Origin of the sequence: Kineococcus endophyticus (genome assembly GCF_040796495.1) — a bacterium.
Lineage (GTDB): Bacteria > Actinomycetota > Actinomycetes > Actinomycetales > Kineococcaceae > Kineococcus > Kineococcus endophyticus.
In genome coordinates, this window is the sequence record NZ_JBFNQN010000003.1 from 355,657 (window position 1) to 370,166 (window position 14,510).

Here is a 14,510-nt window from a genome sequence, read left to right on the forward strand (position 1 = left end):
GTCAGTTCTCCGTCTCGTGGGGGTGCGCGTCGGGGTGGCCGAGCGCGCCGAGGGCGGCGGCGACGAGGTCGTCGGCCAGGTCGGTCGTGGGGACCTCGCAGAAGGCGAGAGACGTGACGGCCAGGCCGCCGACGGCGCTCGTGATGCGCACGGCCCGGGTGACCTCGGCCGGCGTCGGTTCCGTCCCGGGGGTGGGCACCGTGGCGCCGAAGGCGCGGAAGAGGACCTCGCCGAGGACGTCGAGGCGTTCGCCGGTCAGGACGCCCTGGCTGATCGAGGTCAGCATGAAGGAGACGAGACCGGGGCGGCTGGCCGCCAGGGCCACCAGCGCCTCCAGCACCCGCCGGTCCCGCGCGGAGCCGGCCGGGGTGCCGTCGACGGCGGCCGCGACGGCCTCGAAGTGGTCGACGGTGTGGGCGATGGTCGCCTCCGCGATCGCCTCCTTCGTCGGGAAGCGGTGCAGCAGGCCGGTCTTGGAGTAGCCGACGGCGTCCGCGATGCGCTGGACGGACGTCTGCTCGAGGCCGTGCCGGGCGAACAGCGCGGCCGCCGCGTCGAGGATCTCCTCGTCGATCTGTTCCTTCGTCAGCCGTGGCATGGGACCAGTGTAGACCGGGATGGACCGGAGTGGTCCATCGAGGACCGGATCGGACCAACGGCCGGGCGCCGCGGTGTGCCCGTTCGCGGCGGGGTCTGTCCGAAGGGAGGCCTACCCTTGACGGACGATGAGCACACTCTTCGACGACCTCCCCTTCGGCGGCCCCTCCGGTCCCGGCGGCGGGCGGGGCGACACGGGTCCCGCCGTGCTCGCCGACACCTCCGCGGCCCGGCGACCGCGGCGCCCGGGGCTGGACCCCGCGGCGCTCGTCGCGGGCCTGAACCCCCAGCAGCGCCAGGCCGTCGTGCACGCCGGGTCCCCCCTGCTCATCGTCGCCGGGGCCGGCTCGGGCAAGACGCGCGTGCTGACGCACCGCATCGCGCACCTGCTCGCCGAGGGGCGGGCGAGCGCGGGGCAGGTCCTCGCGATCACCTTCACCAACAAGGCCGCGGCCGAGATGCGCGAGCGCGTCGCGGCCCTCGTCGGCGACGTCGTCGGCATGGGCGCGCGCAGCATGTGGGTCTCGACGTTCCACTCCGCCTGCGTCCGGATCCTGCGGCGCGAGGCCCAGCACCTCGGCATGCGCACGTCGTTCTCGATCTACGACTCCGCCGACTCCCAGCGGCTCATGGCGATGGTCGGCCGCGAGCTGGAGCTGGACCCGAAGAAGCACGCGCCGCGCGCGATGTCGGCGATGGTCTCGAACCTCAAGAACGAGCTGGTCGACGAGGACACCTTCTTCGACCGCGCGCACTCCGGCGAGGGCACCGAGACCGAGAAGGTCCTCGCGCGCGCCTACCGGACGTACCAGCAGCGGCTGCGCCAGGCCAACGCCATGGACTTCGACGACCTCATCATGTCGACCGTCCACCTGCTGCAGGCGTTCCCGGACGTGGCCGAGCACTACCGCCGCCGGTTCCGGCACGTCCTGGTCGACGAGTACCAGGACACCAACCACGCGCAGTACGTGCTGGTGAAGGAACTCGTCGGCACGGAGGAGGGCAACGTCCCGCGGGGCGAGCTGACGGTCGTCGGCGACGCCGACCAGTCGATCTACGCCTTCCGCGGCGCGACGATCCGCAACATCGTCGAGTTCGAGCAGGACTACCCCGACGCCACGACGATCCTGCTGGAGCAGAACTACCGCTCGACGCAGAACATCCTCACGGCGGCCAACGAGGTCATCAAGGTCAACGAGGACCGCCGCCCCAAGAACCTGTGGACCGCCTCGGGCGCAGGGGAGAAGATCATCGGCTACGTCGCCGACGACGAGCACGACGAGGCCGCCTTCGTCGCCGAGGAGGTCGACCGCCTCCACGACCACGAGGACGTGAAGTACAAGGACGTCGCGGTCTTCTACCGGACGAACGCCCAGTCCCGGTCGCTGGAGGAGGTGTTCATCCGCACCGGTCTGCCCTACAAGGTGGTCGGTGGGACGCGCTTCTACGAGCGCAAGGAGATCAAGGACGCCGTCGCGTACCTGCGCGTCCTGGACAACCCCGACGACACCGTCAACCTGCGCCGCGTGCTCAACACCCCCAAGCGCGGCATCGGCGAACGGGCCGAGGCCTCGATCGTCGTCCTGGCCGAACGCGAGCGCATCGGCTTCGGCGCCGCCCTGGACCGGGCCGACGAGGCCATCGGGCTCGTCTCCCGTTCCCTCAACGCCATCAAGGGGTTCGCCCAGCTCATCGCCGACCTGCGCACGCTGGCCGAGTCCGGGGCGTCCCCGGCCGTCGTGCTGGAGGCGGTCCTGGAGCAGACGGGGTACCTCGCCGAACTGCGCGCCAGCGCCGACCCGCAGGACGAGTCGCGCGTCGAGAACCTCTCCGAACTCGTCGCCGTCGCCGAGGAGTTCGCCGAGGACAACCCCGAGGGCACGCTGTCGGACTTCCTCGAGCGCGTCTCCCTCGTGGCCGACGCCGACCAGATCCCGGCCGGTGCCGAGGACGACGGCGTCGTCACCCTCATGACGCTGCACACGGCCAAGGGCCTGGAGTTCCCCGTCGTGTTCCTCACGGGCATGGAGGACGGGACGTTCCCGCACCAGCGCTCGCTGGGGGATCCCGACCAGCTCGCCGAGGAACGCCGGCTCGCCTACGTCGGGCTCACCCGCGCTCGGGAACGGCTCTACCTGTCCCGCTCGGCCGTGCGCAGCGCGTGGGGGGCGCCGCAGCAGTACCCGCCGTCCCGGTTCCTCGACGAGGTCCCGCCGACGCTGCTGGACTGGAAGCGCGGGGAGTCGACGTACCAGAACGTCTCCTCGCCGTCGGCGGCTTCGCGCGTCTCGCAACGCCCGGGCGTGCGCTCTGCGGGCAACCGCCCCGTCATCGCGCTGAACCCGGGGGACCGGGTGACCCACGACTCCTTCGGCCTCGGCACCGTCGTGCGGGTCGAGGGCGAGGGGGACAAGACCATCGCGCACATCGACTTCCGCACCGAGGGCACCAAGCGGTTGCTGCTGCGCTACGCGCCGGTCGAGAAGCTCTGACGGATCGCGGCCGCCACCTCGGCGGGCCGTTCCAGCGGGAGCAGGTGGCCCGCGCCCCGCAGGGTGGTGAACTCCGCCCGTGGGTACACGGCGCCGTTGAGCTCCCGCTGCGCCTGCGGGCCCAGGTCCCCGTCGGCACCTCCGGCGAGGACCAGCGCGGGGACGTCGAGCCGGCCCACCCGGTCCGACCAGTCCTCGCGGCTGCCGTGCTGCAGCCACGCCCGCCAGGCGGCGGGGTCGGTGCGCCGCAGGTCCTCGCGCGCCAGGGCGTCGAGGGTGGGGTCCAGCGGGTCGCCGGTGTTCGCGTCGAGGAACTCGCCGACGGCCGCTCCGCCGAGCGGGCCGTCAGCGGCCCAGCCGAGCATCGTGCTCCGGCGGTCCTCCGCCATCGGCTCCGGTGACGGCGGGGACGCGGCGAGCAGCACGACCCCCGCCGGCCGTTCGTGCGGTGCCAGTCCCGCGGCGACGACGGTGGCGACCTTCCCGCCCATGCTGTGACCGAGCAGCAGCCACCGCCCCCGGTCCCGTCCGGTCAGCTGGTCGAGGACCCACCTCGCCATCGCCTCGACCGACGTGCCCGGGTCCAGCGGCGCCCCGCCGAACCCCGGGAGGTCCAGGGCCACCAGGTCGAACCCCGGCGCCAGCTCGCGCGCCAGCGGTCGGAAGGAACGGGAACTCATCCCGAGGGCGTGCAGGCAGACGATCGTCGTGGAGGTGGTGGTGCTCACGAGGGCATCGTCTCCGTTCCCGTCCGGTCCCGCCCGCGCTGCGGCATCCTGACGGGATGAGCACGACCTCCCCGCTGCCCGAGGTGGACGTCGCCGTCTGCCAGGTCGCCCTCGCCGTCGGGGACCCCGACGGCAACCTCGCCCGCGGCCTCGCCGCGGCGGAGGACGCGGCCCGCCGGGGCGCGCGCATCGTCGTCCTGCCCGAACTCCTGCGCAGCGGTTACGTCTTCGTCTCCGCCCAGGAGGCCGAGGACCTCGCCGAACCCGCCGACGGCCCGACCGCCGCCGCGTTCACCGACCTCGCCCGCCGGTACGACCTCGTCGTCGCGGTCGGGTTCGCCGAGCTCGACGCCGACCGGTCCCTGCGCAACAGCGCCCTGCTGCTGGACGGCAGCGGGATCCGGACGGTCTACCGCAAGGCGCACCTGTGGGACGGCGAGAAGGACGTGTTCGTCCCCGGTGACGAGCTGCCCGAGGTGGTCGCGACGCCGTGGGGCCGGCTGGCGCTCGCCGTCTGCTACGACCTGGGGTTCGTGGAGTGGATGCGGCTCATCGGCCTCGCCGGTGCCGACCTCGTGTGCGCGCCGACGAACTGGCCCGGTCCGCCGCGCGGCGAGGGCCGCCCGATGGAGGTCGTGCACGTCCAGGCCGCCGCGTCGGCGAACCGGATGTTCGTCGCCGCCTGCGACCGGACCGGGGCCGAGCGCGGCGTGACGTGGGTCGGTGGTTCGGCGGTCGTCGGACCCGACGGGCGCCCGTTCGTCGAGGCACCGGCCGGTGCGGGGGAGCACGTCCTGCTCGCGCGCTGCCGGCTCGGGCTGGCGCGCGAGAAGAGCACGTCGGCGCGCAACGGCGTGCACGCCGACCGGCGTCCCGAGCTCTACGCGGGACTGCTCACGCGCTGACGACGCGGACACCGGTCAGAGCCGGCCGTGCGCGGAACTCCTCCAGCACCACCTCGACGTGGTCGGCGAGCACGTCGGGCACGTCGAGGATCCGCAGGTGCCCGACGACCCCGGCCCCACCGCGCCAGACGACCTCGCCAGCGCGGGACAGCACGACGGAGAACCGCTCGATCCGCTGGCTGTGGGCGATGTCCTCCCACAGGTCGACCGAGCGCACCGGGAACGCCGAGGGGAACCGCAGGCCCAGGCGCGGACGGTCGTCGTCCGGGGACCAGGGGGACCGTCCCTCGACGGGCGCCCCGGCGAGGTCGACGGGTCCGTCCTCGTCGCCGACGACGGCTTCCCCCGCACGGTCGCCCTCGACGTGCCGGCGCACGAGGTCGCCGAGCCCCGCCAGGGCCGCGACGTCGGGGTCGGCGATCCGGCCGGTCGCCGCGGGCGGCACGTTGAGCAGGAAGCAGGAGTTCCCGCCGACGGCCGCGCGCCACAGGTCGAACAACTCCGCCGCGGGGCGCACCCGGTCGTCCTCGGCGGGGTGGTGGAACCAGCCCGGTCGCACGGACGTGTTGACCTCGGCCGGGTACCAGACGCACTCCCCGGCGTACCCGGCCAGCGCGGCCCGGCTGCCGAGGTCCTCCTCGTCCGAGCGCACGCGGCGGGAGAACTCCCCGTCGTCGGCCTGCTGGGAACGGCTGGCCGTGCCCTCGGCGTCCCGCAGTTCGTGCGGCACGACGCTCCACTCGTCGCGGCGGGTGTGGCCTGCCTCGTTCCCGCACCAGCGGACGTCCGGCCCGCACACGCTGACGACCGCCTCCGGTTGCAGCGCACGGACGACGCGCACGTAGCGGTCCCAGTCGTACAGCTGCCGGCGGCCGTCGGGGCCTTCGCCGTTGGCGCCGTCGAGCCAGACGCAGAACACGTCGCCGTACCCCGTGAGGAGTTCGGTGAGCTGGGCGACGAAGTAGTCGTCGTAGTCCCGGCCCGAGCCGTAGCGCGGGTCCGTGCGGTCCCACGGGGAGAGGTAGACGCCTAAGGCCAGACCGGCTGCGGCGCAGGCCTGCGACACCTCGGCGACGAGGTCGCCGCGGCCGCCGCGCCAGGGGCTGGCCGCGACGGAGTGGGCGGTGTGGGCGCTGGGCCACAGGCAGAACCCGTCGTGGTGCTTGGCGGTGAGGACCACCCCGCGCATCCCGGCAGCGGCCAGCGCAGCGACCCACTCGCCGGCGTCGACGTCCGGCGGGTCGAACAGCGCGGGGTCCTCGTGACCCAGGCCCCACTCCCGGTCGGTGACGGTGTTCATGCCGAAGTGGACGAACCCGTAGAACTCCAGCGCCTGCCAGCGCAGCTGACGCGCCGACGGGCGGACGTGGGCGAGGTACCGCAGGTCCGGCTCGCGGGTGCCGTCGCTCACCGGGCCCGCCGCCGGGCCGGGCGCACCGCGTGCTGGGCGGGGATGTGGTCGGTGAGGGCGCGGGCGGCGCTGGCGCGGGCGAACGTCAACTGCGCGACCCGGACGTAGAGGCAGTCGACGACGAGGAGCTGAGCGTGCCGGGCGGCGAACGGCCCCTCCCGGTAGGTCGTGCCGCCGGGGGCGACCGTGAGGACGACGTCCGCGAGCTGGGCCAGCGCCGACGTCGGGTCCCCGGTCACGGCGACGGTCGTGGCGCCGCGCCGCGCAGCCAGCTCGGTGGGTTCGACGACCTCGCGGGTCGCGCCGGAGAACGAGATGGCGATGGCGACGTCCGCGGGGGTGAGCAGCGCCGCCGACGTGCTCGCGGCGTGGACCTCGGTCCAGTTCCGCACCGGGACGCCGATGCCGAACAGGCGGGCGTCGGTCTCGGCCGCCATCGCGGCGCTGCCGCCCACGCCGTACACGTCGACGCGGTGCGCGCGCGCGACCGCCTGCGCCGCGCGCTCCACGGCGTCGAGGTCGAGGCGGCGCGCGGTGTCCTGCAGGCTGCGCACGTCGGCGGCGGCGACGACGGCGGCGACGCGGTCGAGGTCGTCGTCGGGGGCGATCTCCGGCCCGATCTCGGCCGACCCCCAGACGGACCCGCCGCCGTCCTTGCGTCCCTGTTCGCGGGCCATCCAGCGCACGAGGCCCTGGTACCCGTCGAGACCGATGGTCTGGCAGAACCGCGTGACGGCGGCCTGGGACGTGCCGGCCCGGCGCGCGAGCTCGGTGGCCGAGCACTCCTCGACGCTCTCGGGGGACTCCAGCACGAAGTCGGCCACCTTGCGCAGGGAAGGGGGCAGGTCGGCCCGGACCGCCTCGATGCGCTGCGCCGGGTCGAGGGTTTCGACGCCCATCCGGACTCCTCCGTCAGAGTGGATGACTCATCCAGCTGACGCAGGCTAGCACTGCGACCACGCTGCGTGCGGTCCCCGGCGGGACCGGAAAGCCCTTCCAGGAGGGGGCCGCGAGCGCAACGAGAACGCAACACGAACGCAACACGGCGATCCCTTGACAGGCCCTCTCGACCGAGTGAAACATTCATGCAACCAGCAACGACGCGGTGAATCGACGACTCAAGGAGAGATGCTGTGCCCCCCTTCGCCGACCGGTTCGCCGGCCACGTCGCCCAGTTCGGCACCGAGGTGCGGGACCGCCTCGACCGCCTCTCGACGCTGGCCACCTCCGGCGGTCTCGACGAGGCCGTGGGCCTGCTCGCGGACTGCATCGCCGCCGGCGGGGTCGTCCAGGCGTTCGGCACCGGGCACTCGGAGGCCTTCGCCATGGAGGTCGCCGGACGTGCCGGCGGGCTCATCCCCACGAACAAGGTCGCCCTGCGCGACGCCGCCCTCCTCGGCGAGCACGAGATCGCGGAACTGACGGGTGAACCCCCGCTGGAACGCGACCCGAACATCGCCCAGGACGTCTTCGCCACCGTCGTCCGCGACCCCCGCGACGTCTTCGTCATCGCCTCGAACTCCGGCGTCAACGGGTCGGTCGTCGGTCTGGCGCTGCTGGCCAAGGAGAACGGCCACAAGGTCATCGCGGTGACGAGCCTGGAGCACACGCTGGCGGTGGAACCCAAGCACCCCAGCGGCAAGCGGCTCTCCGAGATCGCCGACGTCGTCATCGACAACCTCGCCCCCTACGGCGACGCGACCCTGACGGGCGTGTCCGACGTCGCGGTCGGTTCCGTGTCGTCGCTCACCGCGGCGTTCGTCGCGCAACTGCTGACCATCGGCACCGTGACGGCCCTCGCCGAACGGGGCGAGGACGCCCCGCTCTACGTGTCGGCGAACGTGCCCGGCGGTCACGACCGGAACAAGGCCATCGAGGCCCGCTACGGCGACCGCCTGCGCCGCAGCGCCTGAACAGCATCCCGCCCGTCCACCCGGAAGGAACCACCGTGAGCGAGTCCACCACCCTGCAGCGCCGACGTTTCCTGGGACTGGTCCTGGCCGGGACCCTCGTGCCCGCCGCCACCGCGGCCTGCGCCGCCTCCGGCGGGAACGAGGACTCCGGCGACTCCGGTCCCACCGGGGAGGTCAGCGAGCAGAACCCGTTCGGCGTCGCGAAGGGGGCGGCCGTCGACGCCGTCATCTTCGACGGCGGCTACGGCACCGACTACGTCTCCTTCGCGGCCGCGAAGTACGCCGACCTGCACGACGGCGGAAAGCTGACGGTGTCGCCCTCGACCCAGATCGCGCAGGAGCTGCAGCCCCGCTTCGTCGGCGGCAACCCGCCGGACCTGCTCGACAACTCCGGCGCGAACGCCATCGGCCTGGCGACGATCGCCGCGCAGCTCGAGGACCTCACCCCGCTCACCAAGGCCAAGAACACCGACGGCGACGTCATCGCCGACACCCTCTACCCGGGGATGCTCGACGACGGCACCTACGACGGCCGCCTCGTGCAGCTGAACTACGTCCTCACCGTCTACGGCCTCTGGTACTCCAAGTCCCTGTTCGACGCCAACGGCTGGAAGGCCCCCGCCACCTGGGACGACGCCCTGGCCCTCGGCGCCTCCGCCAAGGAGAAGGGCAAGTACCTCTTCTGCTGGGGCAAGGAGGCCGCGTCGTACTACCTCACGCTGGCCGTCGACTCGGCCGTCAAGGAGGGCGGGGACGAGGTGCGCGTCGCCCTCGGCAACCTCGAGGCGAACGCGTGGAGCCATCCCGCGGTCCAGGCCGTGTTCGGGAAGATGTCCGAGGCCGTCAAGGCCGGCTACTTCCGGCCCGGTGGCGCCGGCACCCAGTTCACCGCGGCCCAGGCCCAGTGGAGCCAGGCGCAGGAGGCGATCCTGTACCCGTCGGGTTCGTGGATCGAGAACGAGATGAAGTCCCAGACCGCCCCCGACTTCCAGATGACGGGCGCGCCGCCGCCCTCGGTGACCTCCGGTGCCGCCATGCCGGCCACCGCCTTCCACGCCAGCGCGGGCGAGCCGTTCGTCGTCCCGAGCAAGGGGAAGAACAAGGCCGGCGGCATGGAGGTCCTGCGGATCATGCTGTCGAAGGAGGCGGCGACGAACTTCGCCAAGACGAAGCTGTCCTCCACCGTCGTCAAGGACACCGTGCCGGAGGACGCCTTCGGCTCGACCGCGCTGGCCTCGCAGATCGCCATGCTGAACGCGGCGGGGGAGGACACCTACACGTTCAACTTCAACGACGTGTACGGGTTCACGAGCCAGAACAACGTGCTCTGGAACGGGTTCCTGTCCGGCCAGCTCGACGTCGCCGGTCTCACCAGCGGCCTGCAGCAGCAGTTCGACCAGACCCGCGAGGACTCCAGCATCGTCAAGGTCAAGGTGTCGTGAGCGCGCTGCCCGGCACCCCGACCCGCGTCACCGGCCGGGGGGCCTCCCGCCCCCCGGCGGCGACGCGGAAGCGGTGGACGTTCGACCGGGTCAGCCTCGTGGTCGTCTTCCTCGGGGTGCCGGTCGCGCTCTACCTGCTGTTCGTCCTCTACCCCTTCACGCAGGCGGCGTGGTACTCCCTCACCTCCTGGTCGGGGTTCACCTCGACGCAGGAGTTCATCGGGCTGGAGAACTACCAGCGGCTGCTGACCGACGGGCTCTTCCTCCAGGCGGTCGGCAACAGCCTCGTCCTGCTGCTCGTCGTGCCCGCGGTGACCCTGGTCCTGAGCTTCGCCCTCGCCTGCCTGCTGACGTTCGGCGGCTCCTCGACCGGGGCCGTCCGCGGGCTGTCGGGCTCGTCGTTCTACCGCGTCGTGTCGTTCTTCCCCTACGTCGTGCCGGCCATCGTCGTCGGCATCATCTTCGGGCGGGTCTACGACCCCAGCGCGGGGCTGCTCAACGGGGTCCTCACGGGCCTGGGGCTCGGCAGGTTCAAGGACTTCGCGTGGCTGGGCGAGCCCTCGACCGCGCTGTGGGCGGTGGTCGTCGTCATCGTCTGGAGCTTCGTCGGGTTCTACATGGTCCTGTTCGTCGCCTCGATCCGCGCCATCCCGGCCGAGATCTTCGAGGCGGCACGCATCGACGGCGCCGGCCGGTTCCGGACGGCGGTCTTCATCGCTGCCCCCGGGATCGCCGGCTCGCTGCGGACGGCGTACGTGTACCTGGGGATCTTCGCCCTCGACGCCTTCGTGTTCCTCGCGGCGATGAACCCCGACGGCGGGCCGGGCAACTCGACCCTCGTCATCACCCAGCAGATCTTCTCGACGGCGTTCAAGGAGGGCCGCTTCGGGCTGGCCTGCGCGATGGGGGTGGTGCTGGCCGTGCTGACCTTCGCCTTCACCGGTCTGGTGCTCGGGGTCGGCCAGGCGCTGGCCCGCCGGAACGCCCGGGGGGCACGCGCATGAGCGCCGACACCCGGGTCGCCACCACCGCGGCCCCCGCCCGTCCCGAGCGGCGTGGCCCGTCGGGGGAGCGGACCGTCGCGGTCACCTCGCACACCGTGCTGGGCATCTGGTCGCTGCTGGTCCTGCTGCCCTTCGCCTGGACGGTCGTCTCCAGCTTCAAGACGAACCGGGAGATCTTCGCCTCGCCGTTCTCGCTGCCCAGCGAGTGGCGGTACCAGAACTACGTCGACGCCTGGAACACCGCCGGCATCGGGTCGTACTTCTTCAACTCGGTCGTCGTGGTCTTCTCCGCGCTCGTGCTGACGATGGTCATGGGGGCGATGTCGGCGTACGTGCTGGCGCGGTTCGACTTCCGCGGCCGCACGGTGCTGCGCTACCTCATCGTCGCGGGGCTCACGTTCCCGGTCTTCCTGGCGGTCGTCCCGCTGTTCTTCATCCTCCAGCAGGTCGGTGTCCTCAACACCCTGCCGGGGCTGATCCTCAGCTACGCCACCTACGCCTACCCCTTCACGGTGTTCTTCCTGCTGAGCTTCTTCGAGGAGCTGCCGGGGGAGATCGCCGAGGCGGCCTCGATCGACGGCGCGAGCGAGTGGCGGACCTTCTTCCAGGTCATGCTGCCGATGGCCGGACCGGGGATGGCGGCCGTGGCCATCCTGAACTTCGTCGGGTTGTGGAACCAGTTCCTGCTGCCGGTGGTCCTGAACTCCGACCGCAGCAACTACGTCCTCACCCAGGGGCTCGCGGCGTTCGCGTCCCAGGCCGGGTACGACGTGAACTTCGGTGCCCTGTTCGCCGGCGCCGTCATGACGGTGGTCCCGGTGCTCGTGGTCTACCTCGTGTTCCAGCGCCGCCTGCAGGGTGCGGTGTCGGCCGGCGGGCTCAAGTGACGCCAGCCCCCTCCGGGGTGGTGCTGGCCCTGGACGCCGGGGGCAGCACGACCCGGGCCCTCGTCCTCGACCCGGCCGGGCATCCCCTGGCCCGCGCCGGGTCCGGGCCGGGGAACCCCTCGGCCGTGGGCGTCGAGGCGGCCCTGGGCGCGCTGCGCGACGCCGTGGTGCAAGCCCTCGCCGGGGCCGGCGTCACCGGCGGCGACGTACGGTCCACCGTGCTGGCGACCGCGGGCTCGGACCGGCTCGTGCCGCGGGACCGCCTCGTCGACCACCTCGGTCTGGACCCCGGCGCCCCGTTCCGCCGGGTGTCGGACCTGCTCGCGATGTTCCACTCCGCGATCCCCGACGACGGGGACCACGACACCGGCGCGGCCCTCGTGGCCGGCACCGGCTCGGTCGCCGCCCGGGTCCGCGACGGCGCCCTGGAACGGGTCGTCGGCGGCAACGGCTGGCTCCTCGGCGACGCCGGGGCGGGGTTCTGGATGGGGCGCGAGGTCGCCCGGGCCGTGACCTCCGACCTCGACGGGACGGGCCCCGCGACCGCGCTGACCCCGGCGCTCCTCGCCGAGTTCGGGCTCGTCGACGACCGACGCCCCCGCGAGGGGCGCGCGTTCGTGCTGGGGGAGATCGTCGACCTCGTCTACGGCACGGACCCCGTCCGGCTGGCCCGGCTGGCCCCCGCCTGCTTCACCGCGGCCGACGCGGGCGATCCGGTGGCCGAGGCCGTCGTGACCGCGGCGCAGGAGGAGCTGGCCGCGCTCGTGCGCGCCGTCGACGGGCCGGGGCCTCTCGTCGTGGGCGGCGGGGTGTGGCGGCGCGGTGCCGAAGGGTCCCCGGCCCCGGGCCTGCGCGCGGCCCTCGCCGGCCGGACCGTGCTGCCCGCCGAGGACGGTCTGCTCGGCGCCGCTGCGCTGGCGCTGCGCGCGATCGGCCTGCCGACCGACGCCCTGGAGGCGTTGCGCCGCAGCGCGGGGTGAGCAGGCGGCCCGTGGTCAGGCGCGGGAGACGAGCTGGACCGCCAGCACGACCATCACGACCGCGACGACGACGTCGAGCACGCGCCAGGCGGCGGGGCGGGCGAACACGGGGCGCAGGAGTCGGGCGCCGCGTCCGAGGAGCGTGAACCACACGACGCTGCCGAGGGCGGCGCCCGCCCCGAACCACCAGCGGTCGGCGCCGTGGGCCGCCGCGACCGAGCCGAGCAGGACGACGGTGTCGAGGTAGACGTGCGGGTTCAGCCACGTCAGGGCGGCCGTGGTCGCCACCACCCGCGCCAGCGGGACGGCCGCTCCCGAGGTGTCCGCACGCAACGCCCCCGGCCGCCACGCCCGCCGCAGCGCGAGGGCGCCGTAGGCCAGGAGGAACGCCGCCCCCGCCAGCCGCAGCACCGTCAGCACACCCGGCGCCGCGGTGACGAGAGCGCCCGCCCCCGCGACCCCGACGCCGATGAGCAGCACGTCGCTGACGATGCACACCGCCACGACGGCGCCGACGTGCTCACCGCGGACCCCCTGCTGGATGACGAAGGTGTTCTGGGCGCCGATGGCGACGATGAGGGACAGCCCGAAGGCCAGCCCGGCGAGGAGGGTGAGCACGTCCCCGACGGTAGGGACCGGTGTGCCCGCACTCCAGCTCAGGAATCTGTCGCAGCTTTAGCATCGCTTCATGAGCGAGGGCGTCGACTGGGACCTGGCGCAGCTGCGCACGCTGACGGCGGTCGTCGCGGAGGGCTCGTTCGAGGCCGCCGCGAGGACCCTGCACGTCACGCCGTCCGCGGTCAGCCAGCGCCTGCGGGCCCTCGAGACCGCCGCCGGCCGTCCCCTCCTCGTGCGCAGCCGACCGCCGCGCCCCACGGAGGCCGGGCAGGCCGTGCTCCGGCTGGCGCGCGAGGTGGACCTGCTCGCCGCCGAGACCGAGCGGGCGGTCCGGCCGGCCGACGCGCTGACCGTCCTGCCGGTCGCCGTCAACGCCGACTCCCTCGCGACGTGGTTCCTGCCCGCGCTCGCGCCGCTGGCGGGGGAGTTCTGCTTCGACCTGCGCCGGGAGGACCAGGAGCGGACGCACGAACTGCTGCGCGAGGGCAGCGTCGTCGCGGCCGTGACGACCGAGGCCGACCCGGTGCCCGGTTGCCGGGCCACCCGCCTCGGTGCCGTGCACTACCAGCCGTTCGCGACCGCCGGGTTCGTCCGCCGGTGGTTCCCCGACGGGGTCGACACGGCCGCGCTGGCCCGCGCACCCCTCGTCGTGTTCGACCGCGACGACGACCTGCAGGACAGCTGGTTGCGCCGGTACGGCAGCCCCGGCGGTCCCCGGCACCACGTCCCCGCCACGGCCGACCACGGGCAGGCCGTGCGGCTGGGGTTCGGCTGGGGGCTGCTGCTGCCCGAGCAGGTCACCACCGAGCTGCAGGACCCGCTCGTCGATCTCGACCCCGGCGGCGGGCTGGACGTCGACCTGCACTGGCAGCGGTGGAAGGTGGGGTCGCCCTCGCTCGACCGGCTGAGCGCGGCGGTGCTGGCGGCGTGGCGCTGACGCGCTCCGCTCGCGGTGCGCGGCGTGCGGGACGACCCTGACCTGCGTGAGCGAATCCTGCTGGGACTACCCGCGTCCGCCGCGGCTCGAACCCGCGCGCCGGCGCGTGCGCATCCACGACCCCGAGGGCCGGCTGATCGTCGACGTCCTGCCCGCCGAGCAGGCGCCACGGGCGTGGCGCGTGCTGGAGACCTCGCACCCGCCGACGTACTACGTCGCGGCCGACGCCGTGCTCCCCGGTGCGGTCCGCCCCGCGGAGGGTCGGAGCTGGTGCGAGTGGAAGGGGCAGGCGTCCTACGTCGACCTCGTCGGTGAGGACGGACGGGTGCTGCGACCACGGGCCGCCTGGTTCTACCGGCAGCCGACCCCGGCGTTCGCGGCGCTGCAGGGGGCTCTGTCGTTCTACCCCTCGGGGGTGCGCTGCCTGCTCGACGACGAGGAGGTCCAGGCGCAGGAGGGGGACTTCTACGGCGGGTGGATCAGTTCGGAGGTGACCGGCCCGTTCAAGGGCGCACCGGGCACGATGGGCTGGTGACCTGGCGTCGGGGGGGGGGGGCGCCCCCCCCGCCGCAGCTATTACTGTTCGCCTCCATCGA

14 protein-coding genes are annotated in these 14,510 nt (G+C 73.3%); 9 read left to right on the forward strand and 5 right to left on the reverse strand.

Going from position 1 to position 14,510, the window contains the following annotated elements; translation table 11 throughout:
- Window position 1: 1 nt before the first annotated feature.
- The gene (locus AB1207_RS05955; RefSeq protein ID WP_367636903.1) at window positions 2–598 is read right to left on the reverse strand and encodes a TetR/AcrR family transcriptional regulator; all 597 of its coding nucleotides are present in this window, start codon (window positions 596–598) and stop codon (window positions 2–4) included.
- A 127-nt stretch (window positions 599–725) separates the two neighbouring features.
- Between AB1207_RS05955 and pcrA the strand changes: the two genes are divergently transcribed.
- Window positions 726–3,089, forward strand: coding sequence for a DNA helicase PcrA (gene pcrA / locus AB1207_RS05960; protein ID WP_367636904.1), 2,364 nt, complete (start codon window positions 726–728; stop codon window positions 3,087–3,089).
- Here pcrA and AB1207_RS05965 read toward each other — a convergent pair.
- Window positions 3,065–3,817: an alpha/beta fold hydrolase gene (locus AB1207_RS05965; RefSeq protein ID WP_367636905.1), complete on the reverse strand. Its 753-nt coding sequence runs from the start codon at window positions 3,815–3,817 to the stop codon at window positions 3,065–3,067. The genes pcrA and AB1207_RS05965 overlap by 25 nt on opposite strands.
- A 56-nt stretch (window positions 3,818–3,873) precedes the next feature.
- Between AB1207_RS05965 and AB1207_RS05970 the strand changes: the two genes are divergently transcribed.
- Window positions 3,874–4,722 carry a nitrilase-related carbon-nitrogen hydrolase gene (locus AB1207_RS05970; RefSeq protein WP_367636906.1) on the forward strand — a complete coding sequence of 283 codons (849 nt, stop codon included), beginning with the start codon at window positions 3,874–3,876 and terminating at the stop codon, window positions 4,720–4,722.
- Here the strand turns inward: AB1207_RS05970 and AB1207_RS05975 are convergent.
- Both AB1207_RS05975 and AB1207_RS05980 read right to left on the reverse strand, forming a co-directional pair.
- A complete protein-coding gene (locus AB1207_RS05975) occupies window positions 4,712–6,133 on the reverse strand; it encodes an alpha-L-fucosidase (protein WP_367636907.1) in 1,422 nt (473 codons plus the stop codon). The two genes, AB1207_RS05970 and AB1207_RS05975, sit on opposite strands and share 11 nt — an antisense overlap.
- Complete coding sequence (locus tag AB1207_RS05980) at window positions 6,130–7,032, reverse strand: MurR/RpiR family transcriptional regulator (RefSeq protein ID WP_367636908.1); 903 nt, start codon at window positions 7,030–7,032, stop codon at window positions 6,130–6,132. Before AB1207_RS05980 ends, AB1207_RS05975 begins: the two co-directional genes overlap by 4 nt.
- Window positions 7,033–7,266: 234 nt before the next feature.
- On the opposite strand from AB1207_RS05980, the gene AB1207_RS05985 reads away from it, so the two are divergent.
- The 5 genes from AB1207_RS05985 to AB1207_RS06005 are packed head-to-tail and all read left to right on the forward strand — an operon-like array spanning window position 7,267 to window position 12,359.
- Window positions 7,267–8,046, forward strand: coding sequence for a sugar isomerase domain-containing protein (locus AB1207_RS05985; RefSeq protein ID WP_367636909.1), 780 nt, complete (start codon window positions 7,267–7,269; stop codon window positions 8,044–8,046).
- 35 nt (window positions 8,047–8,081) lie between these two features.
- Entirely contained in the window at window positions 8,082–9,488 is a 1,407-nt protein-coding gene (ngcE, locus tag AB1207_RS05990; protein WP_367636910.1) for an N-acetylglucosamine/diacetylchitobiose ABC transporter substrate-binding protein, read from the forward strand.
- Window positions 9,485–10,492, forward strand: coding sequence for a carbohydrate ABC transporter permease (locus AB1207_RS05995; protein WP_367636912.1), 1,008 nt, complete (start codon window positions 9,485–9,487; stop codon window positions 10,490–10,492). The genes ngcE and AB1207_RS05995 overlap by 4 nt, the downstream gene beginning before the upstream one ends.
- Window positions 10,489–11,379, forward strand: coding sequence for a carbohydrate ABC transporter permease (locus AB1207_RS06000; protein WP_367636913.1), 891 nt, complete (start codon window positions 10,489–10,491; stop codon window positions 11,377–11,379). Before AB1207_RS05995 ends, AB1207_RS06000 begins: the two co-directional genes overlap by 4 nt.
- Complete coding sequence (locus AB1207_RS06005; RefSeq protein WP_367636915.1) at window positions 11,376–12,359, forward strand: N-acetylglucosamine kinase; 984 nt, start codon at window positions 11,376–11,378, stop codon at window positions 12,357–12,359. Before AB1207_RS06000 ends, AB1207_RS06005 begins: the two co-directional genes overlap by 4 nt.
- 15 nt (window positions 12,360–12,374) lie before the next feature.
- Here AB1207_RS06005 and AB1207_RS06010 read toward each other — a convergent pair whose 3' ends face one another.
- Complete coding sequence (locus tag AB1207_RS06010; RefSeq protein ID WP_367636917.1) at window positions 12,375–12,977, reverse strand: LysE/ArgO family amino acid transporter; 603 nt, start codon at window positions 12,975–12,977, stop codon at window positions 12,375–12,377.
- A 70-nt stretch (window positions 12,978–13,047) separates the two neighbouring features.
- On the opposite strand from AB1207_RS06010, the gene AB1207_RS06015 reads away from it, so the two are divergent.
- Window positions 13,048–13,914, forward strand: a complete 867-nt coding sequence (locus AB1207_RS06015; protein WP_367636918.1) for a LysR family transcriptional regulator ArgP — start codon at window positions 13,048–13,050, stop codon at window positions 13,912–13,914.
- 46 nt (window positions 13,915–13,960) lie between these two features.
- Window positions 13,961–14,449, forward strand: coding sequence for a DUF427 domain-containing protein (locus AB1207_RS06020; RefSeq protein WP_367636919.1), 489 nt, complete (start codon window positions 13,961–13,963; stop codon window positions 14,447–14,449).
- Window positions 14,450–14,510 lie beyond the last annotated feature (61 nt).

Bases quoted from the DNA above. Each gene is read 5' to 3' on its own strand.
- AB1207_RS05955 (WP_367636903.1), bottom strand. From the start codon at position 598: ATGCCACGGCTGACGAAGGAACAGATCGACGAGGAGATCCTCGACGCG.
- pcrA (WP_367636904.1), top strand. From the start codon at position 726: ATGAGCACACTCTTCGACGACCTCCCCTTCGGCGGCCCCTCCGGTCCC.
- AB1207_RS05970 (WP_367636906.1), top strand. From the start codon at position 3,874: ATGAGCACGACCTCCCCGCTGCCCGAGGTGGACGTCGCCGTCTGCCAG.
- AB1207_RS05980 (WP_367636908.1), bottom strand. From the start codon at position 7,032: ATGGGCGTCGAAACCCTCGACCCGGCGCAGCGCATCGAGGCGGTCCGG.
- AB1207_RS06000 (WP_367636913.1), top strand. From the start codon at position 10,489: ATGAGCGCCGACACCCGGGTCGCCACCACCGCGGCCCCCGCCCGTCCC.
- AB1207_RS06015 (WP_367636918.1), top strand. From the start codon at position 13,048: ATGAGCGAGGGCGTCGACTGGGACCTGGCGCAGCTGCGCACGCTGACG.